The sequence below is a fragment of the Comamonas sp. Z3 genome (assembly GCF_008121565.1).
GTDB lineage: Bacteria > Pseudomonadota > Gammaproteobacteria > Burkholderiales > Burkholderiaceae_C > Comamonas > Comamonas brasiliensis.
Window position 1 is genome coordinate 756,674 of the sequence record NZ_VOQU01000001.1, and the last position, 22,828, is coordinate 779,501.

The 22,828-nt window shown below is 63.1% G+C and carries 20 protein-coding genes; 14 read left to right on the forward strand and 6 right to left on the reverse strand.

The window, feature by feature from the left end; all coding sequences use genetic code 11:
* Nucleotides 1-110: 110 nt before the first annotated feature.
* The 5 genes from plsY to FSY59_RS03615 all read left to right on the forward strand — a co-directional run bounded on the left by plsY (nt 111) and on the right by FSY59_RS03615 (nt 6,091).
* Nucleotides 111-797, forward strand: coding sequence for a glycerol-3-phosphate 1-O-acyltransferase PlsY (gene plsY / locus FSY59_RS03595; protein ID WP_148728472.1), 687 nt, complete (start codon nt 111-113; stop codon nt 795-797).
* Between the two features lie 85 nt (nt 798-882).
* Nucleotides 883-2,409 (forward strand): DUF4178 domain-containing protein, encoded by a 1,527-nt coding sequence (locus FSY59_RS03600; RefSeq protein WP_148728473.1) that lies wholly within the window; start codon nt 883-885, stop codon nt 2,407-2,409.
* 29 nt (nt 2,410-2,438) lie between these two features.
* Entirely contained in the window at nt 2,439-2,654 is a 216-nt protein-coding gene (locus tag FSY59_RS03605) for a DUF350 domain-containing protein (RefSeq protein WP_003056416.1), read from the forward strand.
* Nucleotides 2,655-2,804: 150 nt separating this feature from the next.
* Nucleotides 2,805-4,355, forward strand: a complete 1,551-nt coding sequence (locus FSY59_RS03610) for a polyamine aminopropyltransferase (RefSeq protein WP_148728474.1) — start codon at nt 2,805-2,807, stop codon at nt 4,353-4,355.
* Nucleotides 4,355-6,091 carry an NAD(P)-binding protein gene (locus tag FSY59_RS03615; RefSeq protein ID WP_003056414.1) on the forward strand — a complete coding sequence of 579 codons (1,737 nt, stop codon included), beginning with the start codon at nt 4,355-4,357 and terminating at the stop codon, nt 6,089-6,091. Before FSY59_RS03610 ends, FSY59_RS03615 begins: the two co-directional genes overlap by 1 nt.
* 11 nt (nt 6,092-6,102) lie before the next feature.
* Here FSY59_RS03615 and FSY59_RS03620 read toward each other — a convergent pair whose 3' ends face one another.
* The 3 genes from FSY59_RS03620 to FSY59_RS03630 all read right to left on the reverse strand — a co-directional run bounded on the left by FSY59_RS03620 (nt 6,103) and on the right by FSY59_RS03630 (nt 8,331).
* Nucleotides 6,103-7,095 (reverse strand): HD-GYP domain-containing protein, encoded by a 993-nt coding sequence (locus FSY59_RS03620; protein WP_148728475.1) that lies wholly within the window; start codon nt 7,093-7,095, stop codon nt 6,103-6,105.
* Between the two features lie 15 nt (nt 7,096-7,110).
* Entirely contained in the window at nt 7,111-7,749 is a 639-nt protein-coding gene (locus FSY59_RS03625) for a TIGR02281 family clan AA aspartic protease (RefSeq protein WP_353240928.1), read from the reverse strand.
* Between the two features lie 96 nt (nt 7,750-7,845).
* Nucleotides 7,846-8,331 carry a YajQ family cyclic di-GMP-binding protein gene (locus tag FSY59_RS03630; protein ID WP_003056407.1) on the reverse strand — a complete coding sequence of 162 codons (486 nt, stop codon included), beginning with the start codon at nt 8,329-8,331 and terminating at the stop codon, nt 7,846-7,848.
* Between the two features lie 103 nt (nt 8,332-8,434).
* On the opposite strand from FSY59_RS03630, the gene murB reads away from it, so the two are divergent.
* The gene (gene murB, locus FSY59_RS03635; RefSeq protein WP_003056403.1) at nt 8,435-9,532 is read left to right on the forward strand and encodes a UDP-N-acetylmuramate dehydrogenase; all 1,098 of its coding nucleotides are present in this window, start codon (nt 8,435-8,437) and stop codon (nt 9,530-9,532) included.
* Between the two features lie 60 nt (nt 9,533-9,592).
* Here murB and FSY59_RS03640 read toward each other — a convergent pair whose 3' ends face one another.
* Complete coding sequence (locus FSY59_RS03640; protein ID WP_019043344.1) at nt 9,593-10,084, reverse strand: hypothetical protein; 492 nt, start codon at nt 10,082-10,084, stop codon at nt 9,593-9,595.
* A 262-nt stretch (nt 10,085-10,346) separates the two neighbouring features.
* Between FSY59_RS03640 and phaR the strand changes: the two genes are divergently transcribed.
* The 5 genes from phaR (at nt 10,347) to FSY59_RS03665 (ending at nt 15,539) form a co-directional block, all read left to right on the forward strand.
* Complete coding sequence (gene phaR, locus FSY59_RS03645) at nt 10,347-10,892, forward strand: polyhydroxyalkanoate synthesis repressor PhaR (RefSeq protein WP_003056399.1); 546 nt, start codon at nt 10,347-10,349, stop codon at nt 10,890-10,892.
* 216 nt (nt 10,893-11,108) lie between these two features.
* Nucleotides 11,109-12,491, forward strand: a complete 1,383-nt coding sequence (locus FSY59_RS03650) for a DUF1329 domain-containing protein (protein ID WP_003056396.1) — start codon at nt 11,109-11,111, stop codon at nt 12,489-12,491.
* 151 nt (nt 12,492-12,642) lie between these two features.
* On the forward strand, nt 12,643-13,407 hold the full coding sequence (locus FSY59_RS03655) for an SDR family oxidoreductase (protein ID WP_148728476.1): 765 nt from the start codon (nt 12,643-12,645) through the stop codon (nt 13,405-13,407).
* Between the two features lie 146 nt (nt 13,408-13,553).
* On the forward strand, nt 13,554-13,946 hold the full coding sequence (locus FSY59_RS03660) for a VOC family protein (RefSeq protein WP_148728477.1): 393 nt from the start codon (nt 13,554-13,556) through the stop codon (nt 13,944-13,946).
* A 255-nt stretch (nt 13,947-14,201) separates the two neighbouring features.
* On the forward strand, nt 14,202-15,539 hold the full coding sequence (locus FSY59_RS03665; RefSeq protein ID WP_148728478.1) for a tetratricopeptide repeat protein: 1,338 nt from the start codon (nt 14,202-14,204) through the stop codon (nt 15,537-15,539).
* A gap of 51 nt (nt 15,540-15,590) precedes the next feature.
* Here FSY59_RS03665 and FSY59_RS03670 read toward each other — a convergent pair whose 3' ends face one another.
* A complete protein-coding gene (locus FSY59_RS03670) occupies nt 15,591-15,983 on the reverse strand; it encodes a VOC family protein (protein ID WP_003056391.1) in 393 nt (130 codons plus the stop codon).
* Between the two features lie 129 nt (nt 15,984-16,112).
* Nucleotides 16,113-16,676, reverse strand: a complete 564-nt coding sequence (locus FSY59_RS03675; protein ID WP_003056390.1) for a TetR/AcrR family transcriptional regulator — start codon at nt 16,674-16,676, stop codon at nt 16,113-16,115.
* Nucleotides 16,677-16,869: 193 nt separating this feature from the next.
* On the opposite strand from FSY59_RS03675, the gene FSY59_RS03680 reads away from it, so the two are divergent.
* From FSY59_RS03680 to FSY59_RS03690, 3 genes are all read left to right on the forward strand, one after another.
* Nucleotides 16,870-18,048: an efflux RND transporter periplasmic adaptor subunit gene (locus tag FSY59_RS03680; protein WP_148728479.1), complete on the forward strand. Its 1,179-nt coding sequence runs from the start codon at nt 16,870-16,872 to the stop codon at nt 18,046-18,048.
* 65 nt (nt 18,049-18,113) lie between these two features.
* On the forward strand, nt 18,114-21,260 hold the full coding sequence (locus FSY59_RS03685) for an efflux RND transporter permease subunit (RefSeq protein ID WP_148728580.1): 3,147 nt from the start codon (nt 18,114-18,116) through the stop codon (nt 21,258-21,260).
* On the forward strand, nt 21,257-22,663 hold the full coding sequence (locus FSY59_RS03690; protein WP_148728480.1) for an efflux transporter outer membrane subunit: 1,407 nt from the start codon (nt 21,257-21,259) through the stop codon (nt 22,661-22,663). The genes FSY59_RS03685 and FSY59_RS03690 overlap by 4 nt, the downstream gene beginning before the upstream one ends.
* Nucleotides 22,664-22,828: the final 165 nt, after the last annotated feature.

The window sequence follows — 22,828 nt, forward strand, 5'->3', positions numbered from 1 at the left end:
CGGTCTACAAACCGCCGTGCCTGATCCGGGTTGCGCAAGTCGTGACAACAATCGGTGCCGCCGACCTTGGTTGGCGAGCCTTTGGGCCAGTCTCTGGCCGAGGAATTCCTTTGAACGCCCTCTATCCCGTTATCGCCGTCATCGCGGCCTATCTGATTGGTTCGCTGTCCTTTGCCGTCATCGTCAGCCGCGTCATGGGCTTGAACGACCCGCGCACCTATGGCAGCGGCAACCCCGGTGCCACCAATGTGCTGCGCTCGGGCAGCAAGGCGGCTGCGGCCGTCACGCTGGTGCTGGATGCACTCAAGGGTCTGATGCCCGTGGTACTGGTCAAGGCCTTCGGCGAGCCGTTCGGTCTGGGCGACAGCACGGTGGCACTGGCCGGCCTGGCGGCTTTCCTGGGCCATCTGTATCCGGTGTTCTTCGGCTTCAAGGGCGGCAAGGGCGTGGCCACGGCGCTGGGCGTGCTGCTGGGCATCAGCGGCTGGCTGGGTCTGGCGACGGCGCTGACCTGGGTCATCGTGGCCGTGTTCTTGCGCTATTCCTCCCTGGCCGCGCTGGTGGCCTCGGTGTTCGCGCCCGTGTACTACGTGCTGTGCAGCGGCATCGTCTGGGATGCGGAAGCGCCCATCACTGCCGCGATTGTGGTGATGGCGATCCTGCTGGTCTGGCGTCATCGCGAAAACATCCAGCGCCTGATCGCCGGCAAGGAGTCCAGGCTGGGCCAGAAAAAGACCGAGGGCTCCAAGCCTGCAGAGGGCGCGGCCCGCAAGAGCGGCAAGAGCAAGCATCGCTAGGGCGCGGCTGCTGCATTTCGCCGAGGCCGCCTTCAGGCCTCTTCCATCCAAGCGCAAGAAGCTCCTGATTAAATAGCAAAAAGATATGGCTTCCAGCCCATCGCAGCGCGACTACAGCGCTCCCTGTCCTGGTTGTGGCGCGCCGGTCCACTTCGCGAGTGCGCAATCGAGTTTTGCCGTCTGCGAGTTCTGCCGCAGCACCGTACTTCGCGATGGCGAGACGCTCAAGCGCATTGGCTCCATGGCCGAAGTGTTCGAGGACTACAGCCCGCTGCAGCTGGGCGCCTCGGGCATGGTCAAGCGCAACGGCAAGCCCGAACCCTTTACCGTCGTGGGCCGCGCGCAGTACAAAAGCGCGGCAGGCAGCTGGTCGGAATGGGTGGCTGCGCTCACCAACGGCGAGCTGGCCTGGCTGAGCGAGGACAACGGCAGCTTTGTCTTTGCCGTGAACTGGCAGCCGCCGGGCTGGAAGGTGACCGAGTTCCAGCAGCGCGAATGGCGCATGGGCCGCGAGCTCAAGGCAGGCACGGAATCTTTCACCGTCACCAGCATTCAGGATGCGCAGCTGATGGCGGCCCAGGGCGAGCTGCCCCAGTTGCCTCAGCTCGGCAAGAGCTTCAAGCTGGTGGAGTTGCGCAGCGAGAAGAACCAGATTCTCTCCATCGACTTCAGTCACAAGACACCGGCCTTCAGCCTGGGGGCCGCCGTGGCGCTGGAGGCGTTGCAGATGCAGGGCCTGCGCAGCAGCGCCCAGCAAAAAGCCCAGGGGCGCCACTTCAACTGTCCCAAGTGTGCTGCCGTGGTGCCCGTGCGCTTCGACACCACCAAGGCCCTGAGCTGCCCCAGCTGCGGCAGCCTGATCGACATGTCCAAGGGCATGGGGGCGGAGCTGAGCTATGCCGAGCAGCGCAGAAAGGTCAAGCCTCTGATCCCATTGGGCAGCGAAGGCACGCTCGACGGCCTGAAATGGCAGGTCGTGGGTTTTCAAAGGCGCAGCGGTCGTGGCCTGGGCGAGGATGAGGACGACAGCTTCACCTGGGACGAGTACCTGCTCTACAACAAGAAGGCGGGCTTTTCGTTCATCGTCGATTCTGAAGACGGCTGGAGCACGGCGCGTGTCATCACCGGTGCCCCCAAGCTCAGCAAGAACGGCGCCACCGCGACCTACCTGCAGCGCAAATACCAGCGCGACTATGCCTACCTGGCCGAGACTGAATATGCCGAGGGCGAGTTCTACTGGCCCGTCTTCAAGGGCGCCAAATCCAGCAATGTGGACTTCGCCAATGGCGGCAAGCAGTCCACGCTGGCGCTGGAGACCGCCAATCAGGAAACCACCTGGACCCACGGGCAGCGTGCGTCGGCAGAGACCATTGCCCAGGCCTTCGGCACCGGCAAGCTCAAGGACCGCTCCCAGGTCAGCCCGCTGTCGGGCAGCGGCTTCAGCTGGGGCACGATCCTGTTCTGGCTGTTCCTGCTGCTGTTCATCCTGCCGTTTCTGCGCGCCTGCATGTCCAGCCCCAACTGCGATCCGCGCACCGACCCCAACTGCAGCTACAGCCGCTCCAGCAGCGGCTCCTATGGTGGCTATACCTCCGGCGGAAGCCACAAATAGCGCCCCCATCTCATTCGAGGAGAGAGATCATGTTTGACTGGTTCAACCCCCAGAACTTCTTCGGCTCCATCATCTACGCCCTGGTGGGCGTGGTGGTGTTCTGGCTGTGCTTCATCATCATCGACAAGATCACGCCCGTGGACATGTGGGCCGAGATCGTGGAGAAGCACAACAAGGCGCTGGCCATGGTGGTGGCGGCCATGTGTCTGGGCATCAGCATCATTGTCGCTGCGGCGATACATTGAGGCTCCCCCTGAGGCGCTGCGCGCCTTCCCCCTCTCTCTACGCGCTGGGCGCTAGGGGAGGGAGACGACAGCTTCGCTGCGGGGCGGCCCTTGCTCGCTGTCCCTGGCAGGCAGAGGACGGCGCGCCTGTTATACGGTTAAAGGAATTAGATGACTTCGATGGTGGCCGAGGAGCATAGCGCTGGCCAGGGGCCGCGGCCCATTGATGTGGCGCTGCTGGCCAGCGTGTTCGTGATTGCGGCCTGCGGTCTGCTCTATGAGCTGGCAGCAGGGGCGCTGGCGTCCTATCTGCTCGGCGATTCGGTGCTGCAGTTCTCCACCATCATCGGCACCTATCTGTTTGCCATGGGCATAGGCTCGTGGCTGTCGCGCTATTTCGAAGACCAGCTGCCCGCGCATTTTCTGCGTGTGGAGCTGATGGTGGCGCTGGTCGGTGGTGCCTTGCCGGCCGTGCTGTTTCTGGCCAATGCCTATGCGCCGGGCGCGTTCCGCTTTCTGCTCTATGGCATGGTGATGGTGGTGGGTACGCTGGTGGGGCTGGAGATTCCGCTGGTGATGCGCATTCTCAAGCGCAATGCATCGCTCAAGGATCTGGTCTCCAAGGTGCTGACCTTCGACTATCTCGGAGCCCTGGCCGTGTCGCTGGCCTTTCCCATCGTGCTGGTGCCCAAGCTGGGGCTGGTGCGCACAGGTCTGCTGTTCGGCTTCATGAACGCAGCCATTGCGGTCTGGGCCCTGGTGCTGTTCAAGCATGAGCTGCGCAATCTGCGTGCCCATGCCTGGGCCTGCGCGCTGGTGCTGCTGGCGCTGGGCGGCGGCATCGCCGGCGCGGATCAGCTGACCCGGCTGGCCGACGACCATTTCTACCAGGATCGCATCGTGCTGAGCAGCAGCTCGCCCTACCAGCGCATTGTGGTGACACAGGGACGCCAGGGCGCGCGCCTGTATCTGAACGGCAATCTGCAGTTTGCCCAGAGCGACGAGTACCGCTATCACGAAGCGCTGGTCCACCCACCCATGGCCGCACATGGCGCACCGAAGAAGGTGGCGGTGCTGGGCGGCGGCGACGGCATGGCCGTGCGCGAGGTGCTCAAGTACCCGGGCGTGGAATCCGTCGTGCTGGTGGAGCTGGACCCGGCCATGACCGATTTGTTCAAGAGCAATGCCATGATGACGGCGCTCAATGGCAATGCGCTCAACGACGCCCGCGTGAGCATCGTCAATACCGATGCGTTTCACTGGCTGCAGCAAAGCGCGGAGACTTTCGATGTGATCGTGGTGGACTTTCCCGACCCCACCAACTTCGCCATAGGCAAGCTGTTCACCAATAGTTTCTATTCGCTGCTGGACAAGCGTCTGGCGGCCAGCGGCTATGCCGTGATCCAGACCACCTCGCCGCTGATTGCGCGCCAGAGCTTCTGGACCGTGGTGCAGACCGTGGAGTCCGTGGGCCTGGCGGCGAGGCCCTATCACGTGCATGTGCCCAGTTTTGGGGAATGGGGTTTTGTGCTGGCCAGCCACCGTCCCTGGCGCGAGCCCGAGGCCTTGCCCGCCGGCATGCGTTTTCTGACCCTGCCCACGCTGCGCCTGATGTTTGACTTCCCTCTCGATATGGCGCGCGTGCCGACCGAGGTGAATCGCCTGTCCAATCAGGTGCTGGTCAACACCTATGAGCGCGAGTGGGGCAAGGTGGAGCATTGATGCGGGCCGATCTGAAGCGGCGCAACTGGCTCGGGCTGGCGGCCGCCAGCGCTTTGGGCGCAGCAGGCCTGGCCGGCTGCAAGCAGCCAGCGCCCAGACTGGAAGATCTGCCGGGCGGCTTCAGTGGCATGGCGCTGGAGCGCGGTCATGGCCTGCGCCCTTTCTGGCAGCGCCTGGCGCAAGGGCTGGAGCTGCCTGCACCTGCCGTGGTGCACCGGGCGCCGGTCGTGATAGCGGGCGGCGGCATGGCCGGGCTGGCGGCGGCGCGCGCGCTGGAACTGGCCGGCGTTCAGGATGCAGCCTTGCTCGATACCCAGACCGCCATGGGCGGCAACAGCCAGGGCGGGCAGGTCAAGGGCATAGCCTGCCCCCTGGGTGCCCACTATCTGCCCGTGCCCGGCGACGATGCCCATGAGGTGCAGGATTGGCTGGAGGAGCTGGGCGTGCGCCAGCGTGCAGCCGGCCGCTGGCGCTATGACGAGCGCTATCTCTGCCATAGCCCGCAGGAGCGCTTGTACTGGCAGGGCGGCTGGCATGAGGGACTGCTGCCCGTGCAGGGCGTGAGCCAGCGCACGCTGGAGCAATATGCACTGTTTGAAAAGCAGGTCGAGGCAGCGTCTCGGGCCGCAGCCTTTGCCATGCCCTCGATCCGTGTCTGGCAGCGCGACGCGGGTCTGCCTGCCTCTCATGCCGTGCTCGATGCACAGCGTTTCGACCAATGGCTGGCGGCGCAGGGACTTGATGACGAACGTCTGCTCTGGTATCTGGACTACAGCTGCCGCGATGATTTCGGAGCCGGTCTGAGCCGCGTCTCGGCCTGGGCGGGGATTCATTATTTCGCCAGCCGCCATGGGTTTCATGCGCCGCGTCCGCAGCCCGAACATGAGAGCGAAGCGGACGGCGAGCAGGTGCTGACCTGGCCCCAGGGCAATGGCTGGCTGGCCCAGCAGCTGCTGACGGGACTGAAGGCCACACAGCTCCAGGCTGATTGCAGTGTGCTCGCCATCACCGAGGAGGTGGGCGGCGTGCAGATCGAGGTCTATCACCATGGCCGCCAGCAGCATGAACGCTGGCTGGCGCAGCATTGCGTGGTGGCCTTGCCCAGTTTTGTGGCCGCACGCGTGCTGCGCGATGCGCCCGATTTTCTGCGCACCGTGGCGGCGCGTCTGGACTGGGCGCCCTGGCTGGTGGCGAACATCCATATCGACCGACCGCTGGCCGACTATCCGGGGGCGGAGCCCGCCTGGGACAATGTGCTGTACCGCGATGGCAATGCGGGCGGGCTGGGCTATGTGGATGCGGGCAATCAGCGGCTGGACCGCATACGCCGCCAGCCCACGGTGCTGAGCTACTACCAGGCGCTGGGGGACTGGGCCGATGGGCGCAGGCAACTGATGCAGCAACCGTTTGCCTTCTGGCGCGACCGCATCGTGAACACGCTGAGCGAGGCGCACCCCGATCTGCTGCAGCATGCCACACGCATGGAAATCACCCGCTATGGCCATGCCATGGCGATTCCGCGCCCTGGTGATCAGCGCATATTGAGTGAAATAGCTGTCAAGTTCAATACGAGTAAGCGAAAGCTGCTATTGAACGGGGAGCGCGTACAGGGTCTGCCCACGCCTGCAACGGCGCGGCTGAGCTTTGCGCATGCGGACTGGGCTGGCTATTCGGTACTGGAAGAGGCGTTCACGCGCGGCCACCATGCAGGCTTGATGGCAGCACAGGGCATCTAGAGCGCAAAGCCTCAGCGTCTGCTGCCCGGCAGCTTGACCATGCGGTACAGCTCGGCATTGCCGCGTGCGCTGTGAATGCCCAGCTGTGCCATGGAGCGCAGATCCAGATCCAGCGTCAGCGAGGAACGCGCCAGCGCGGAGGTGATGGCCGGCCTGCGCCCGTCCAGATGCCAGATGGGCGGGTACATGCTGTGGCCATCACTGTCGATCACGCTGGCTATCTGGGGCTCCTCCAGGCTTTTGCCACGGCGCAGCACGACGGCGACTTCGCCATTGCCCAGCTGCACATAGGTGCCGGGCGGGTAGAGACCCACGACATCGATCAAGGCCTGCTTGACTTCGTCGGCGTATTGTCCGCCTTGCTGCAGCACCTGCAGCGACTCGGTGGCAGAGCGCCCGCTGCGGGTCTTGCGCGGGCTGATCAGGGCCGCATAGCGATCCACCGTGCCCAGAATGCGCACCAGGCGCTCCAGCGGCTGCAACTGTGCCAGCGGCGCGGGCTGCAGCACGACATGGTGGTATTGCACGGTATCCAGCCAGAGTTGGTCGCGCACCATCAGCCGCTCCAGCATCAGGCGGCCCTCCATGGGGTGTTGCTTGACGGCTTCGGACTGCTGGCTGTTCAGCGGCGTGCGTTGCTCGGCCAGCTGGTTTTGCAGCACGGTCATGCCGATATTCATGGTCAGCGCGGCGCGTATCAGTGTGTCGCGCTCGGACTGAGGCAGCTCAAGCTCCTTGGCAAGGATATGGCACAGCCCTGCGCAGACCACGGCATGAGAGGGACTGTAGCCCACGGTGGTCGAGCTGGCACGCTGAAACATCAGGTACAGCGCGGCGTCGCTGTCCTGGGTGATGAGGTCCTGCAACCATAGATCGAGCTGGCGCAGCTTGATGGCAAAGCCGGGAATGCGCAGCGGCTCGGTCAGCAACAGCGCCAGTGCCGCCTCCAGATCTGACCACAGGCCCAGCAGGTCTTCATAGGGGTCGTCGTAGCGTGCTTGCATGGGCGTGAGGCGGGTTCAGTTCTTTTCCAGAACCATCTCATTGCCCCTGCGGGTCATCTGAAACTGGGTCAGCAGATTGTTGCCCAGCAGCACATAGGGCATGGATTGGGGGGCGACGACGGCGTCCATGCCGTAGACCTCCATTTCGCCCAGCTTGACGCTGTCGAGCTTGATGCGCCAGCCCTGGGCAGTGCCGTTGGCGGTGCGCATCAGTACGGGGATGCCCTGTTCGTAGGGCAGGCCCATGCGATCGGCATCGGCACGGCCTATGGCAATGGTGCTGGCGCCGGTGTCCACCATGTACTGCATGGTTTTGCCATTGATATAGCCACGATCGATGAAATGGCCGCGCGAGTCGGCGATCAGGACCAGCCGGCCCGAGCGCGCGGCGCCGCCAGTGCCGCCCCGGCTGCCCACGCTGACCGGAGCATCGCCCAGGCGCACGGTCTGGCGCCGGCCCTTGATATCCACCACGGCGGTGTCGCCGCTGACCTGCAGCAGGCGCACTTCCCTGTGGCTTTCGTTGACGGCCAGTGCCTTGGGGGCGCTGCCATCAATGACCAGCAAGGCCTTGCTGCCCAGCACGCCGGTCAGTGCCACGGACTGGCCCCAGGCGCAGCCGGCGGCCAGGCCGACCGACAGCAGAAGACCCATGCGGCGCAGGCCGCAGGCCCCCGGCCAGGGCATTGGCCGGTCGCTCCGCACGGCGGCAGAGGAGCAGGCAGCGAAGCTGCGCAGCAGGGGTCTCATTCAATCGCGGAAGTTGTTGAACGACAGCGGATGGTCGGCCAGGTCCTTGCGGATCAGGGCCATGGCCGCCTGCAGATCGTCGCGCTTGGCGCCGGTGATGCGGACCTTCTCTTCCTGAATGGCGGCCTGCACCTTGAGCTTGCTTTCCTTCATCAGCTTCTGGATCTGCTTGGCCAGCTCGGACTCGATGCCGTTCTTGACCTTGATGAGCTGCTTGACCTTGTCGCCGCCAATCTTCTGTGCCTTCTGGATGTCCAGGAAGCGCACGTCCACATTGCGCTTGGTCAGCTTGTTGCGCAGCAGGTCCTCGACTTGCTGCAGCTGGAACTCGGCATCGCCGTACATGGTGATTTCCTTGTCCTTGAGCTCGACGGCGGCCGAAGTGCCCTTGAAGTCGAAGCGGGTGCCAATTTCCTTGGTGGCGTTGTCAACGGCGTTCTTCACTTCGACGAAATCGGCTTCGCAAACAGTGTCAAAAGAAGGCATGTGTAATTCCTATCAGTATCAGAGCGGTGAACAGCCACAGTGCGCCGGGCCGTGAAGTGCTGCTTGCCAGCAGCGGAGCAGGCGCAGTGCGACAATTGGGTGGATGTTAGTCGAGAAAAATGTTCCCCTGCAGCATTGCAACACCTTTGGCATTGCCGCGCGCGCCGAAACACTGGTGCGCATTCGTAGCCAGGACGATATCCGCCAGTTCCTCGCCGACCCGCTATGGGGCCGGCAGCCTGTGTTTGTCCTTGGCGGTGGCAGCAATGTGGTGCTGACGGGCGATGTGGCCCCCGTGGTGCTCAAGATGGAAATCATGGGCATGCGGCTGCTGCACGAAACCGACAGGGACTGGATTGTCGAGATCGGCGCAGGCGAGCGCTGGCACGATATGGTGGCATGGACGCTGGCCCAGGGCTATACAGGTCTTGAGAACATGGCGCTGATTCCAGGCACGGTCGGCGCGGCCCCGGTGCAGAACATCGGGGCCTATGGGATTGAGTTGCAGGATCGCTTCGATTCCCTGGATGCCATCGATCTGGTGACCGGCGAGCAGTTCAGCCTCAATGCTGCGCAATGTGCCTTCGGTTACCGTGACTCGGTGTTCAAGCATGCACCAGCCCAGCCCAAGTACTGGCCCGTGGCCGGCTCGGCGGCCGTTCCGCGCGGTCTGGGTCTCAAGGGGCGGGCGGTGATCACCCGCGTGCGCCTGGCGCTGCCCAAGAGCTGGAAGCCGGATCTGGGCTATCTCGATCTGCAGCGCAAGCAGGCCGAAAAAGGCATAGAGCAGCCGACTGCGCAGCAGGTCTTTGAATGGGTCTGCGAGATCCGCCGTGCCAAGCTGCCGGACCCAGAAGTCACCGGCAATGCAGGCAGCTTCTTCAAGAACCCCACGGTGACGACCGAGCAGTGCGCGGACATCATCGCGCGCGAGCCCAAGATTGTTCACTACCCCATGGATGACGGCTCCATCAAGCTGGCGGCCGGCTGGCTGATCGATGCCTGCGGCTGGAAGGGCAAGACCATGGGGCGCGCAGGCGTCTATGACAAGCAGGCGCTGGTGCTGGTCAACCGCGGTGACCGCCACAGCATAGACGCCAGCGTGACCGGCGGTGAGGTGATGACGCTCGCCGGGGCCATCCAGACCAGTGTCTACGAGCGCTTCGGGATTCGCCTGGAACCCGAGCCGGTGGTGATCTGAACTTGCGAGAGCCCACAAAAAATGGAGCCCAAGGGCTCCATTCTTGAGAGCGGCAACGGCTTACTTCCAGAATGCCGGACGCAGCAAGATACCGGAGATGCGGTAGGGGGCCTTGGGCTCGACCGCCAGCTCCATGGGCACGAAGCCCTTGGTGCAGCTCAGCAGCACGCTGGTGGCCAGAGGCGTGGAGCTTTCCATGCGACCGACCGTCTGGCAACTGCCTACGCCGGTGCGCACCGAGTCCAGGGCTTTCTGCACGGTGTCGATGGGAGAGTTCTTGAGGAACTCCTCGTTGAAATTGCTGGCGGCCAGCTTGGACTTGCCGTCCATGGCCGCCACTACAGCTTGCAGGCGTTTGCGCAAGGCTGCGTCAGCGGCAGCTGCATCCACATTGGCAGGGGCTGCCTGGGCTGCAGGTGCAGCCTGCGGTGCGGCGGCCTTGGCTGCATCGGCTGCTGCGGCATCGGGCTGGGCCTGAGCTGCAGTCATGAAGCCGGCAGCAGCCAGCAGGGCGGTCAGACAAACAGCATTGCGTGTTTTGGTGGAGATCATTCCGTTGAGCCTTTCGTCAAACAACGAAAGGCACTGTAAACCTTCTGCAAGCTTTATTTCGCCAGACAGCAAGCTGTTTTTGTGAATGAATGGCAAAGACCTGGTGCAGGCTGTGACGGTGGTGCGACTTTGTTGCAGAGCAGACAAGCTTGTTTGTCAGGGTTACTGCTTGCCGAGACGGCTTGCGCACTGCCTAAAATCTGTTGCACTGCAATAGCTCAATTGACGACGGGGCAGACCCCCAGAACATAAAGGACTTGCAATGCAAGAAAGCAAAGAGGGCAAAGACGGTGATGTCCAGGCGGGGAAGCAGCGAATCATCAAGAAGTACCCCAACCGTCGTCTGTACGACACCAATACCTCTTCATACATCACGCTGGCCGAAGTCAAGCAACTGGTCATGGACAGCGAGCCGGTGGTCATCAGGGATGCCAAGACCAATGAAGACCTGACGCGCTCCATTCTGTTGCAGATCATTCTGGAGGAGGAGGCCGGTGGGGCACCCATGTTCTCCGAAGCGATGCTGGCCAACATCATCCGCTTCTATGGCCATGCCATGCAGGGCTTCATGGGAAGCTATATCGAAAAGAACGTGCAGATGTTCACGGACTTCCAGAGCAAGCTGGCGGGCCAGTCCCAGGGCGCGAATCCCGAAGCCTGGAAGCAGTTCATGAGCATGCAGCCTCAGGCCATGCAGGGTTTGATGGGCAGCTATATGGAGCAGTCCCAGAACATGTTCACCCAGATGCAGGAGCAGATGCAAAAGCAGACAGAGCAGATGCTGGGTGTGTTCGGCATCAAGCGCTGAACGTTCAAATACTGTTCCAGAGCGGGCCAGCGGCCCGCTTTTTTTATGGCCGCTACGCTGGCCTGCCTGCGCTAGTCCCAATTGACGATGCCCTTGATTGTCTCCGGCCGAACAATGATTTCGTTGCTTCGCAATTGCGAGCCGGCAAGGAAGAACAACGACAAGAGAAGTTCAATGACAGGTAGATGCATGGCAATGCATCCAAGGAGACTAGGCATGAAGTTAGGAGTGGGGCCCCGTTCGCTGGCGGTCCTGGCCGCAGGCGCGTTGTTGGCGGGGGCTGTTTGGGCCAGGGCAACGCCCGATGAACTGGCCAGGTTGGGCAAGTCGTTGACATGCACGGGCGGAGAAAAAGCGGGCACGGCCAGTGGCGTGCCGGAGTTCACCGGGAAATGGCTGGGCACGCCACCCGGCATTCAATACAACCCGCATGCGGGCCTGCATCCTGTGGACCCTTATGCCAGTGAAAAGCCTTTGTTCACCATCACGGCAGAGAATCTGGCCCAGTACGCCGAGCGCCTTACAGAAGGCCAGAAGGCCATGTTTGCCAAATACCCCAGGACCTATCGCATCCCGGTCTATCAAGGGCACCGCGACTTCCGCTTCTCGGATGCCGTCTGCGCGGCTGCCAGGAAGAACGCCCAGGAGGCCGTGATGAATGCCGACGGCCAGGGCACCACGGGGGCGGTCAAGGGCGCGCTGCCCTTTCCGTTTCCCCGCAGTGGTCTGGAGCTGGCCTTCAACAACCTGCTGCCATCACGTGCCTTTACCGAACATACGCTGCGTGACAATGCCAATGTGCTGGCCGATGGCAGCATCGTCTGGGGCCGGGCCGACAACCGCGCTTTCAGCCAGGTCAACGATCCGGCCAATGCCGGGCAGCCACTGAGTAGCCCCATGTCCCAGGGCATGAATGCGGTCAGGCTGCCCGAGCGTGAGAAGGGCGGCGTCAGCGTGGTGTCCGAGCCGGTGGAGTTCGGCAAGGAAAAGCGCCTGGGCTGGAGTTATGACCCCGGCACGCGCCGGGTTCGCCAGATTCCCGAATACGGTTTCGATCAGCCTCTGTCGGGCACCGGTGGCAAGCTGACCATTGACTCCGACCGCCTGTTCAACGGCTCGCCCGAGCGCTACCACTGGAAGTCGCTGGGCAAGAAGGAAGTCTATGTGCCGGCCAATGCCTACAAGATTCACGGCAGCAGCGTGAAGTATGCAGACCTGCTCAAACCCGGCCATGAAAACCCCGACTACATGCGCTACGAGCTGCGCCGTGTCTGGGTGCTGGAGGCTTCGCTCAAGGACGGCTATCGCCACATGTTCGGCAAGCGCGTGCTGTTCCTTGACGAGGATACCGGTCAGGCACTGATGAGCGATTACTACGATGCCCGTGGTCAGCTGTGGCTGCAGGCGGTGGTCAACCATTACTACGCCTTCGACGCCAGAATCTGGCATGCGGGCACCAGCTTCTATCACGACCTGAACTCCGGTGGCTATGTGGCCTACAACCTGTTCCAGGAGCGCCCCCAGGGCCCTGTGTTGAACAAGGGCAATATGACCGCAGCCATGTTTACGCCCGAGGCGGCGCGTAACGCCGGCAACTGAAGAACATGAATCCGGCAAACAGCCTGGGGTGCACATTGGTGTGGCTGCGGGCTGTTTGCCGGCCAGGCTGGGAGGCGCTTGCGCCTCCTTTTTTGTGTGGCAGTGGCAATGCCCTGTTCAGGGCCGAGAAAAAATCACGAGGAGACAGAGGATGACAAATCGTTTGCAGGGCAAGGTGGCCCTGGTCACTGGTGGCGCCAGCGGCGTGGGGCTGGAAGTGGTGAAGCTGCTTCTTGCCGAAGGTGCCAAGGTCGCATTCAGCGATATCAATGAAGCGGCAGGTCTGCAACTGGCGGCGGAGCTGGGCAAGCACGCCATGTTCGTCCGCCATGATGTGAGCAGCGAGACGGACTGGAAGCTTGTGCTGGCGGCGGTGCAGCAGTGTCTGGGCAGGCTCGATGTGCTGGTCAACAACGCCGGCATCCTGCTGCCGGGCGACATGGAAACCGGGCGTCTGGAGGATTTCAGCCGCCTGCTCAGGATCAACACCGAGTCGGTCTTCATCGGCTGCCAGCAGGGCATTGCGGCAATGAAGCAGGGCGGCGGCTCCATCATCAACATGGCTTCGGTATCGAGCTGGCTGCCCGTGGAGCAATATGCGGGCTACAGCGCCAGCAAGGCGGCCGTGTCCGCGCTGACGCGCGCTGCTGCGCTGAACTGCCGCAAGCAAGGCTATGCGATTCGCGTCAACTCCATCCACCCCGATGGCATCTATACGCCGATGATGCAGGCTTCGCTGCCCAAGGGCGTGAGCCAGGAAATGGTCTTGCATGATCCCGAGCGCAATCGCGCCGGACGTGCCTATATGCCCGAGCGCATTGCACAGCTGGTGCTGTTTCTGGCCAGCGACGCGTCCAGCGTCATGAGCGGCAGCGAACTGCATGCCGATAACTCGATTCTGGGCATGGGGCTGTAGATGACGGCTTGAATCCGGCAGACCGTCACGAAGGCCTTGAATCATTTCAAGGCCTTCGTCGTTTTGCTGAGTAGGATGATGGCACTGAACAGCAGACAGTCGCGCGTTCAACGTTCCAATTCGCTCGAGCTTTGAGAAGGTGTTTCATGAAACTGGGCTACACAATCGTCTATGTCCCCGATGTCCCGGCATCTCTGGACTTCTTTACCCGCGCATTCGGCATGCAGCGGCGTTTTCTGCATGAATCCGGAACCTACGGCGAGCTCGAGACCGGGCAGACGACGCTGGCATTTGCCGCCCATGCGCTGGGTGGGCTGAATTTTCCGGGAGGCCATGTCGAAGCGCACAGCTCCGCCAAGCCATTGGGCTTTGAAATCGCGCTGGTCACGGAAGATGTCGAGCAGGCCCATCGAAACGCGCTGAGCGCCGGCGCTGCCGAGATGGCAGCACCGACAGCCAAGCCCTGGGGGCAGGTGGTGTCCTATCTGCGTTGCCCCGATGGCTGTGTGGTGGAGCTCTGTACGCCCATGAATGCCTGAGCCCAAGAGGTGGTTGGCCGTCGCCGGCCAATCCTGGTGCTCAGCCGCAACCGCAACCGCAACCGCAGCGAGCCGGGGAGCAGGAAAGATTTTGCGGGCCGCCAGGCGGCCCGGTGCCTGCAGTCAAGCGCGAGCTGCATCGGAAACCGTCTCCGGTTTGAGGCGGGTCGATATGTTTTTGATAGCTGGCAGCGCTTTGTGGATAAGGCGTCGCTTCTATATACTCGCCTCTTTTTTTTGCGAACAGGAGACGCAATGCTTGCGAGATGGTCTGGTGCTTTGGTTCTCTCGGCTTGGCTCTCGTTCTGGGGTTGTGCCCAGGCCCAGCCCAGCGATGCGGTCAACGCCGCAAAGACCGGCGATGTCGCGGCACAGTACGAGCTGGGAAAGGCCTATCTTTACGGCAAGGGCGTGGAAAAGAATGCCGACGATGCCTTGCGCTGGCTGAGGCTGGCCGCCGATCAGCAGCATGCGCCGTCCCAGTATCTGCTGGGCCTGGTCTATGTGCTGGGTGCCGAAGGCGTGAAGAAAGATCCTGAGGCAGGCCTGGCACGCATTCATCAGGCTGCAAACGCTGGCAATCTCGATGCGCAGAACCTGCTGGGAACTATCTATCTAAGAGGCGAAGCGGTTGAGCGGAATGCAGCAACAGGTGTCGCATGGCTGGAGCGCGCCGCGCAACAGGGCTCTGCGACAGCACAAAATAGTCTGGGCTTTGTCTACCGCAAAGGCGAGCTGCTGGCCCAGGATCTGCAGGTCTCGTTTCGCTGGTATCTGATGGCGGCGCAGCAAGCCGATGTGCTCGCGCAGTTCACGGTGGCCGAGATGTACTACCTTGGCGAAGGCGTTGAGAAGAACCATGCCGAAGCCGCGAAATGGCTGACCCCGCTGGCAGACAAAGGCGTGCAAAAAGCCCAATTGCTGCTGGGGAAGATTTGCTTCGAAGGCCAGGGTGTGGCCCCCGACCACAAGCGAGCCGTGCTGCTCCTGCATGCTGTAGCCATCCGTGGCTCGGGCGAGGCGTACTATGAACTGGGCCGCCTGTTTGAGCAGGGCGAGGGCGAGTATCGCAACGATAAGGAAGCGATCGCCTATTACACCCAGGCACTGAAGTACCAGCATGCGGCCGCCGCCGAGCGCCTGCAGCAGCTTTCTGCGGCATCCGTCGAAGCCGGTTCGTTTGCGCAGTCCATGGAGTACATGGAAAACCTGAACTCGGCGCTCAAAGGCAATGTGCTGGCCCAGTACAACGTCGGCGTCTTCCAGTACCTGGGCAAGGGTTTCGACAAGCCCGACTACGCCGAGGCTGCCAAATGGTTCGCCATGGCAGCCGAGCAAGGCTATGCCAAGGCCCAGTACAACCTGGGCACTCTGTACGAGAATGGCGATGGTGTGGGCAGGAGCCTGGCCCAGGCGCTCAAGTGGTACCGACTGGCCGCCGAGCAGCAGGATGCGCCGGCCCAATATGCCTTGGGCACCTTGTACCGGGATGGTCAGGGTGTGAAAAAGAACGCCAGGCTCGCGCGTGAATGGTTGCAGCGCGCTGCCGCCCAAGGCCATGCACCGGCAAAAAAGGCCTTGGCACAGCTCTGAGCCGACAAGCGGGGCCGTTTCGCGGGCCCCGGCTTGCCAGCGCGAGCACGGCTAGGCCGGCTCCGAGATCTCGATGAGGTTCAGGTCGGGGTCACGCACATAGATGGAGCGGATTTTCGATGTGGCACCGGTGCGCATCACGGGACCTTCGGCAATCGGAACCGACAACTGCTGCAGGCGCATGATGACTTCGTCCAGCGGCACCGAGGCCAGAAAGCACAGATCCAGGGCACCGGGCACAGGAATGTGGGCCTTGGGTTCGAACTCGCGCCCCTTCACATGCAGATTGATCTTCTGCTGGCCGAAGACAAAGGCCTTGCGCTCCACGGGCGGGTTGCCGCCGATGAAGGACTCCAGTCGCATGCCCAGGACTTCGGTGTAGAAGTGTATGCATTGGGCTTCGTTGGCCGTGGTGAGTACCAGGTGGTCGAGGTGGCTGATCATGACAAGGCTGCTCTCTAATTGTGAAAACGAGTGTGAGGGCACGCGAGCTCGCGTTGCAGGGGAACGGCATGAGCATGGTGCAGTTGCAGGCAGGCATTGCCGCCAAGGCTGCAGTCCGGGTCGATTCTGTCAGGCTGTCGCCGGCCCGTCCTGGCGCATGACGCCCTGCAAAAAAGCCTGCTCTGCGAGCTGCGCCAGCGGCGCGCGGGGGATGCGACCGCGGCGCTCGCCGTCGATGAGGGCGATCACGGTTCCCAGCCAGAGCTCGGTCAATGTTGCCGCGCTGAAATCGATGCGGAACACGCCTTCCTGCTGGCCGCGCAGGAAGAAAGCGTCGACCTTGGGCTCCCAGATCGCATTTTCCTCCATGGGCTTTTCGACCTCGTTCCAGTAATAGGTCAGAAACAGCGTGAATTCGCGGTGTTCGAGATGCTTGGCATTGAGGCGCTTGAGGGCCTCGAGCACCGGGCCTTCCTCGATGCGGGCTTCGTCCAGTGCGTCGTCCAGCGTGCGCAGGCTTTGCTCCAGCAGGCGCTTGATCAGCAGATCGCGCGTGGGGCAGAAACGGTAGAGCGTGGCCTTGCTGATGCCAATGGCCTTGGCCAGCTCCTGCAAGGTGGCGCGTGGGTGGTTGACCAGGGCCAGGGCCAATGGGGGGAGGATTGCTGTGTTGTCGTGGGGGGCTGTTGTCATTCGTAGCTCCGGTTGGGGCGGATACGGATGAACCTATTTTGATTCAATCAGCGAGTCTAAAAGCAAGAGCTGGCAACTTTACACACCAGCAAAATATCAAGAATCAATATAGGTCTTAATGAATCAAATTTGATTCAAAAAACTTTTTCATGCATCATGCGCGTCTTTCAAGATTTGACAAGACTCAAAAGCCATGAAGACGAAAAGCCAGAATGTGCGTGCCTGGCCGGCCCTGGCCGCATTGGCGGCCGCAATGATGTTGAGCGGTTGCATCCAGTCGGAAGCGGGTGGCCAGCCCCAGGAGCTGCCGCAGGTGGATGTGGTGACCGTCAAGCCCAGGGCGCTGAGCCTCAGCGCTGAACTGCCCGGGCGGATCGAGCCTGTGCGCGTGGCCGAGGTGCGTGCGCGTGTGCCGGGTATTGTGCTGAGCCGCCATTTCAAGGAGGGCGCCGATGTGAAGGCTGGCGAGGTGCTGTTCAGCATCGACCCGGCGCCGCTGCGCGCTGCGCTGTCGCGGGCCCGGGGCGAGCTGGCGCGAGCCGAGGCTGCGCTGTCGGAAGCGCAGTCCGTGGTGCGCCGCTACGAACCGCTGGTGGCGCAGGAGGCTGTGAGCCGCCAGGATTTCGACAGCGCCAAGGCTACGCTGCACAGTGCCATGGCCACGCGTCAATCGGCCCAGGCCGAAGTGGAGGCGGCACGCCTGAACCTGGAGTATGCGACGGTGAAAGCTCCGATCGCCGGCCGCATCGGCCGTGCCCTGGTGACCGAAGGTGCCCTGGTTGGCCAGGGGGAAGCGACAGCGATGGCGGTGATCCAGCAGCTGGACCCCGTCTACGCCGATTTTCGCCAGCCTGCCGCGCTGGCCACGCGCTGGCGTGCCCAGCAACTGCAGGGCCAGTCGCCACGCAGCACTCTGGTGACGCTGGTGGCTGACGGTCTGGATCAGAAACGCCAGGGACGGATGCTGTTCTCGGATGTGACGGTGGATCGCGGTACCGGCCAGCTGGCGCTGCGCGGTGAGTTCCCCAACCAGGATGGCTTGCTGCTGCCCGGCATGTATGTGCGCGTGACCTTGGGCCTGGGCGAGGATCCTGCGGCCATTCTCGTGCCTCAGCGCGCGGTGCAGCGCGGCGCCGACGGATTGGCCCATGTGCTGGTGCTCGACGAGCAGAACATGGTGCAGTCCCAGAAGGTGAGAACCGGTGCCATGTACGGCTCCGATTGGCATATCACCGAGGGCCTCAAGGAAAACGCCAGGGTGGTGGTCGGAGGCCTTGCGGCAGCCGTGCCCGGCACCAAGGTGCAGATCCGAGCGGCCGCTGCAGCTGAAGCTGGCGTCGTCAAAGACTCTGAATCTACTTCAAAAAAATGAGCAATATGCGCTGATTCTGAAAGCGCTGAATGCCAAAAAAGACAAGCCTTATTCAAGGATAGATGATGTCCCGGTTTTTTATTGATCGCCCCAAGCTGGCCTGGGTGGTTGCGATCTTCATCCTGCTGGCCGGCCTGCTGGCGATCCCGGCCTTGCCTGTGGCGCAGTTTCCCAATGTGGCGCCACCGCAGATCTCCATCTCGGCAACCTATCCGGGGGCATCAGCCACTACGGTGATGGAGTCGGTGACCAGCGTCATCGAGGAGGAACTCAACGGCACCAAGGGTCTGCTGTACTTCGACTCGTCCAGCGGCGCCACGGGCCTGGCCGAAATCACGGCCACCTTTGCGCCGGGCACCGATCCCGCACTGGCCCAGGTCGAGGTGCAGAACCGTATCAAGAAGGCCGAGGCCAGGCTGCCCGCCTCGGTGATGCAGATGGGCTTGCAGGTCGAACAGGCCAGCGCCAACTTCCTGCTGATCTATTCGCTGACCTACAAGGGCGACGACAGCGGCAAGAACGAGGTCCGCCTCTCCGACTATGCGGTGCGCAACATCAACAACGAGATCCGCCGCGTGCCCGGTGTGGGCAAGGTGCAGTACTTCGGCGCCGATGTCGCCATGCGGGTCTGGGTCGATCCGCAGAAGCTGCTGGGCTACGGCCTGTCGGTGGCGGACGTGAACGCGGCCATTGCCGCGCAGAACGCCCAGGTGCCGGCAGGCAGCTTCGGCAGCCAGCCCGGATCGTCCGAGCAGGAGCTCAGCGCCACGATTGCCGTCAAGGGCACGCTGAGTTCGCCCGAGGAGTTCGGCCAGATCGTGCTGCAGGCCAGGGACGACGGCTCGGCCGTGCACCTGGCCGATGTGGCGCGTCTCGAAGTCGGCCAGCTCGATTACAGCTTTGCCTCGCGCGAGGACGGCCACAAAGGAGTGGCGGCCGCCGTGCAACTGGCACCTGGTGCCAATGCGATGCAGACCGCCAAGGCGGTCAAGGCGAGGCTAGCCGAGCTGTCGCAGAACTTCCCGGACGATATTCAGTACGCCGTGCCCTACGACACCTCGCGCTTTGTCGAAGTCGCCATCGGCAAGGTGATCCAGACCCTGGTCGAGGCCGTGGTGCTGGTGTTCCTGGTGATGTGGCTGTTCCTGCAGAACCTGCGCTATACGCTGATTCCCACCATCGTGGTTCCGGTGTGTCTGGCCGGCACCCTGGCGGTGATGTATGCGCTGGGCTTCTCGGTCAATATGATGACCATGTTCGGCATGGTGCTGGCCATCGGCATCCTGGTCGACGATGCCATCGTGGTGGTGGAGAACGTGGAGCGTCTCATGGCCGAGGAGGGCCTCACGCCGCTGGCCGCCACCGTGAAGGCCATGCAGCAGGTCTCGGGTGCCATCGTCGGCATCACGCTGGTGCTGGTGGCCGTGTTCCTGCCCCTGGCCTTCATGAGCGGCTCGGTGGGCGTGATCTACCGTCAGTTCTCGCTGTCGCTGGCGGTCTCCATCCTGTTCTCGGGCCTGCTGGCGCTGACATTCACGCCGGCACTGTGCGCCACGCTGCTCAAGCCTGTTGCCGAGGATCACCACGAGGAGAAGAAAGGTCTCTTCGGCTGGTTCAACCGGCACTTTGCCAAGCTGACCGAGCGCTTTTCCCTTCTCAACCAGCGTCTGGTCAAGCGCACGGGCCGCTATATGCTGATCTATGCAGCCATCGTGGGCGGGCTGGGATTTGCCTACACGCGCATGCCCGAGTCCTTTGTGCCTTATGAAGACATGGGCTACTACATCGTCAGCGTGCAACTGCCCCCTGGTGCGACCGAAGCACGCACCGAGGCCGTGGTGCGCGACATGGAAGCCTATGTGCAAAGTCGCCCCGCGACCGCCCAGGCCGAGTTCCTGATGGGCTACAGCTTCTCGGGCATGGGGCAGAACGCGGCCATGGCCTTCGTCACGCTCAAGGACTGGTCCTTGCGCGGCAAGGGCCAGGCGTCGTGGGACGAGGTCCAGGCCTTCAATCAGCGCTTCGGCAGTCTGTCCGATGGTGCGGCCATGGCGGTGGACCCGCCACCCATCGACGGCCTGGGCAATTCCGGCGGCTTTGCGCTGCGTCTGCAGGATCGCGCCAATCTGGGCCGCGAGGCCCTGGTTGCCGCGCGCGACGAACTGCTGAAGAAGGCCAATGCCTCGCCGGTGATCGCCTACGCGATGATGGAAAACCTCGAAGATGCGCCGCAGCTGCGCCTGGACATAGACCGGCGCAAGGCCCAGGCCCAGGGCGTGAGCTTCGCGAGCATCAGTGTCGTGCTGTCCACGGCCTATGGCTCGGCCGTGATCAACGAGTTTCCGAATGCCGGGCGTCTGCAGCGTGTGGTGGTGCAGGTCGACACGGCCGCGCGCATGACGCCCGAAGCCCTGCTGCGCCTGTATGTGCCCAATGCCCAGGGCGAGCAGGTGCCGCTGGCCTCGTTTGCCAGCGTGGAGTGGGAGCAGGGGCCGGTGCAGATCTCGCGCTACAACGGCTATCCGGCCTTCCGAATCGCGGGCGACGCCAAGCCCGGCCACACTACGGGTGAGGCCATGGCCGAGCTCGAACGCATTCTGGGCGAGATGCCGCGCGGCATAGGTTACGAGTGGACGGCGCTGTCCTATCAGGAAAAGGCCGCCGGCGCACAGGCCCCCAAGCTGTTCGCACTGGCCATCGTGGTGGTGTTCCTGCTGCTCGTGGCTCTGTACGAAAGTTGGAGCATTCCCGCAGCCGTGATGCTGATCGTGCCCGTAGGCGCGCTGGGCTCGGTGCTGGCCACGTCGGCGCTGGGTCTCTCGAACGACGTGTACTTCAAGGTCGGCCTGATCACCATCATTGGCCTGGCGGCCAAGAACGCCATCCTGATCGTGGAGTTCGCCAAGGACCTGCACGAGCGCGGCCATTCGCTGACGGAGGCAGCATTGCAGGCAGCCCGTTTGCGCTTTCGTCCCATCGTGATGACTTCGCTGGCCTTCATCCTGGGGGTGGTGCCGCTGGCGCTGGCAACCGGCGCGGGTGCCTCCAGCCAGGCCGCCATCGGTGTCGGCGTGATCGGCGGCATGCTCAGCGCGACTTTGCTGGGTGTGCTGTTCGTGCCGATCTTCTTTGTCTTCGTGCTCTCGCTGCGGCGCAAGCGTCGCGCAGTGCCTCAGGAAAAAAACTCAGACTCCGAAGGAGAATCCGCATGAACGGGCCAAACCCCATGCGCACCGCGGTGCTGACACTGATCGCCGTGGTGCTGGCCGGCTGCTCTTTTGCGCCGACCTACGACAGGCCTGCTGCGCCCATCCCCGGCAGTTGGAGTGCGGCCTCGGCAGCCACACCTGCATCGGTGCAGAGCTTGCACTGGAAGGATTTCGTGATTGATGAGCGCCTGCGCTCGCGTATCGAAACAGCGCTGGCCAACAACCGCGATCTGCGCCAGACGCTGCTCAATGTGCAGACCGCACGCGCGGCCTATCGCGTGCAGCGTGCGGACCAACTGCCCGGTCTGGAAGCGCAGGCCAGTGGCAACCGCCAGCGCCTGCCTGCCGATCTGAGCGGCACGGGAGCGGCCAGGGTGCAGAGCAACTATCAGGCTGGCGTCGGGTTGATGGCTTTCGAGCTTGATCTCTTCGGCCGCATGCGCTCGTTGTCCGAGGCCGCACTGATGGAATACCTGGCCACCGAGGAGACCGCGCGCAGCGTGCAGATCAGTCTGGTCGCCGAAGTGATCCAGGCCTCGCTGGCGCACGACAGCGCGCGGCAGCGCCAGGTCCTGGCGCTGCGCACCTTGCAGGCGCGCGATAAGGAGTGGCAGCTGATGAGCGAGCGTCGCAAGACCGGCACGGCCGGCCGCCTGGACGAGCAGGAGGCTCAAGGCCAGCTCGAACTGGCGCGCGCCGAAGTCGAGCGCTTGTCACGCGAGCTGCGTCAGGCGGCAAACGCGCTGGACTGGCTGGTGGGCGATGGCGCGGTCCAGGCGGCAGCGGATCTGAGTGCCGCTCCCCTGGTGCAGGAGATCGGTGCCGGCCTGCCGTCCGATCTGCTGGAGCTGCGCCCGGACATCCGTGCCGCCGAATACCAACTGCGTTCGCGCAATGCGAGCATCGGCGCTGCGCGGGCCGCATTCTTTCCACGCATTTCCCTCACGGGCTCCTACGGCTCTGCCAGTGCTGAGCTCTCCGATCTGTTTGCCGCTGGCCAGCGCTCCTGGTCCTTCATGCCGCAGCTCAGCCTGCCGATTCTTGATGGCGGCCGCAATCGCGCCAATTTGGAGATCGCGCAGCTGCGCAAGGACATGGCGATAGCCAGTTACGAGCGCAGCATCCAGACGGCGTTTCGTGAAGTCAGTGACGCGCTAGCCTCCGTCGAGGCCCTGAGGCGCGAGGAGCTGGCCCGCCAGCGGCTGGTGCAGACCAGCGCGAATACGCTCAAGCTCGCCGAGCTGCGCTATCGCGCCGGGCTGGACAGCCATCTGCGCTATCTGGATGCACAGCGCACGGACTTTGCGCAGCAGATGGCTCTGATCGAGGTCAGTACTCAGCGGCAGATGGCCCTGGCCACGCTGTTCAAGGCACTGGGCGGAGGCTGGGGTCGAGCGGCTGGTTGAGTGTTGCTGGGCTTGTCGCTCGTCAACCAGCCTCACACGAGCTCGGCCGCCAGGAGTAATCCGGCGCTGCGGGCGCGAGAGCCCAGGACGCGGTCCAGGCTCTTTTTTTGCGCATGGGCGGCGGCAAGATTGCTTGCTGGCTCGCCAACACCATACAGTCCCTCG

What these genes read in the sequence shown, in the direction of transcription:
- FSY59_RS03600 (WP_148728473.1), top strand. Translation starts at nt 883, where the DNA reads ATGGCTTCCAGCCCATCGCAGCGCGACTACAGCGCTCCCTGTCCTGGT.
- FSY59_RS03605 (WP_003056416.1), top strand. Translation starts at nt 2,439, where the DNA reads ATGTTTGACTGGTTCAACCCCCAGAACTTCTTCGGCTCCATCATCTAC.
- FSY59_RS03610 (WP_148728474.1), top strand. Translation starts at nt 2,805, where the DNA reads ATGACTTCGATGGTGGCCGAGGAGCATAGCGCTGGCCAGGGGCCGCGG.
- FSY59_RS03615 (WP_003056414.1), top strand. Translation starts at nt 4,355, where the DNA reads ATGCGGGCCGATCTGAAGCGGCGCAACTGGCTCGGGCTGGCGGCCGCC.
- FSY59_RS03620 (WP_148728475.1), bottom strand. Translation starts at nt 7,095, where the DNA reads ATGCAAGCACGCTACGACGACCCCTATGAAGACCTGCTGGGCCTGTGG.
- FSY59_RS03625 (WP_353240928.1), bottom strand. Translation starts at nt 7,749, where the DNA reads ATGGGTCTTCTGCTGTCGGTCGGCCTGGCCGCCGGCTGCGCCTGGGGC.
- FSY59_RS03630 (WP_003056407.1), bottom strand. Translation starts at nt 8,331, where the DNA reads ATGCCTTCTTTTGACACTGTTTGCGAAGCCGATTTCGTCGAAGTGAAG.
- murB (WP_003056403.1), top strand. Translation starts at nt 8,435, where the DNA reads ATGTTAGTCGAGAAAAATGTTCCCCTGCAGCATTGCAACACCTTTGGC.
- FSY59_RS03640 (WP_019043344.1), bottom strand. Translation starts at nt 10,084, where the DNA reads ATGATCTCCACCAAAACACGCAATGCTGTTTGTCTGACCGCCCTGCTG.
- phaR (WP_003056399.1), top strand. Translation starts at nt 10,347, where the DNA reads ATGCAAGAAAGCAAAGAGGGCAAAGACGGTGATGTCCAGGCGGGGAAG.
- FSY59_RS03650 (WP_003056396.1), top strand. Translation starts at nt 11,109, where the DNA reads ATGAAGTTAGGAGTGGGGCCCCGTTCGCTGGCGGTCCTGGCCGCAGGC.
- FSY59_RS03655 (WP_148728476.1), top strand. Translation starts at nt 12,643, where the DNA reads ATGACAAATCGTTTGCAGGGCAAGGTGGCCCTGGTCACTGGTGGCGCC.
- FSY59_RS03660 (WP_148728477.1), top strand. Translation starts at nt 13,554, where the DNA reads ATGAAACTGGGCTACACAATCGTCTATGTCCCCGATGTCCCGGCATCT.
- FSY59_RS03665 (WP_148728478.1), top strand. Translation starts at nt 14,202, where the DNA reads ATGCTTGCGAGATGGTCTGGTGCTTTGGTTCTCTCGGCTTGGCTCTCG.
- FSY59_RS03670 (WP_003056391.1), bottom strand. Translation starts at nt 15,983, where the DNA reads ATGATCAGCCACCTCGACCACCTGGTACTCACCACGGCCAACGAAGCC.
- FSY59_RS03675 (WP_003056390.1), bottom strand. Translation starts at nt 16,676, where the DNA reads ATGACAACAGCCCCCCACGACAACACAGCAATCCTCCCCCCATTGGCC.
- FSY59_RS03680 (WP_148728479.1), top strand. Translation starts at nt 16,870, where the DNA reads ATGAAGACGAAAAGCCAGAATGTGCGTGCCTGGCCGGCCCTGGCCGCA.
- FSY59_RS03685 (WP_148728580.1), top strand. Translation starts at nt 18,114, where the DNA reads ATGTCCCGGTTTTTTATTGATCGCCCCAAGCTGGCCTGGGTGGTTGCG.
- FSY59_RS03690 (WP_148728480.1), top strand. Translation starts at nt 21,257, where the DNA reads ATGAACGGGCCAAACCCCATGCGCACCGCGGTGCTGACACTGATCGCC.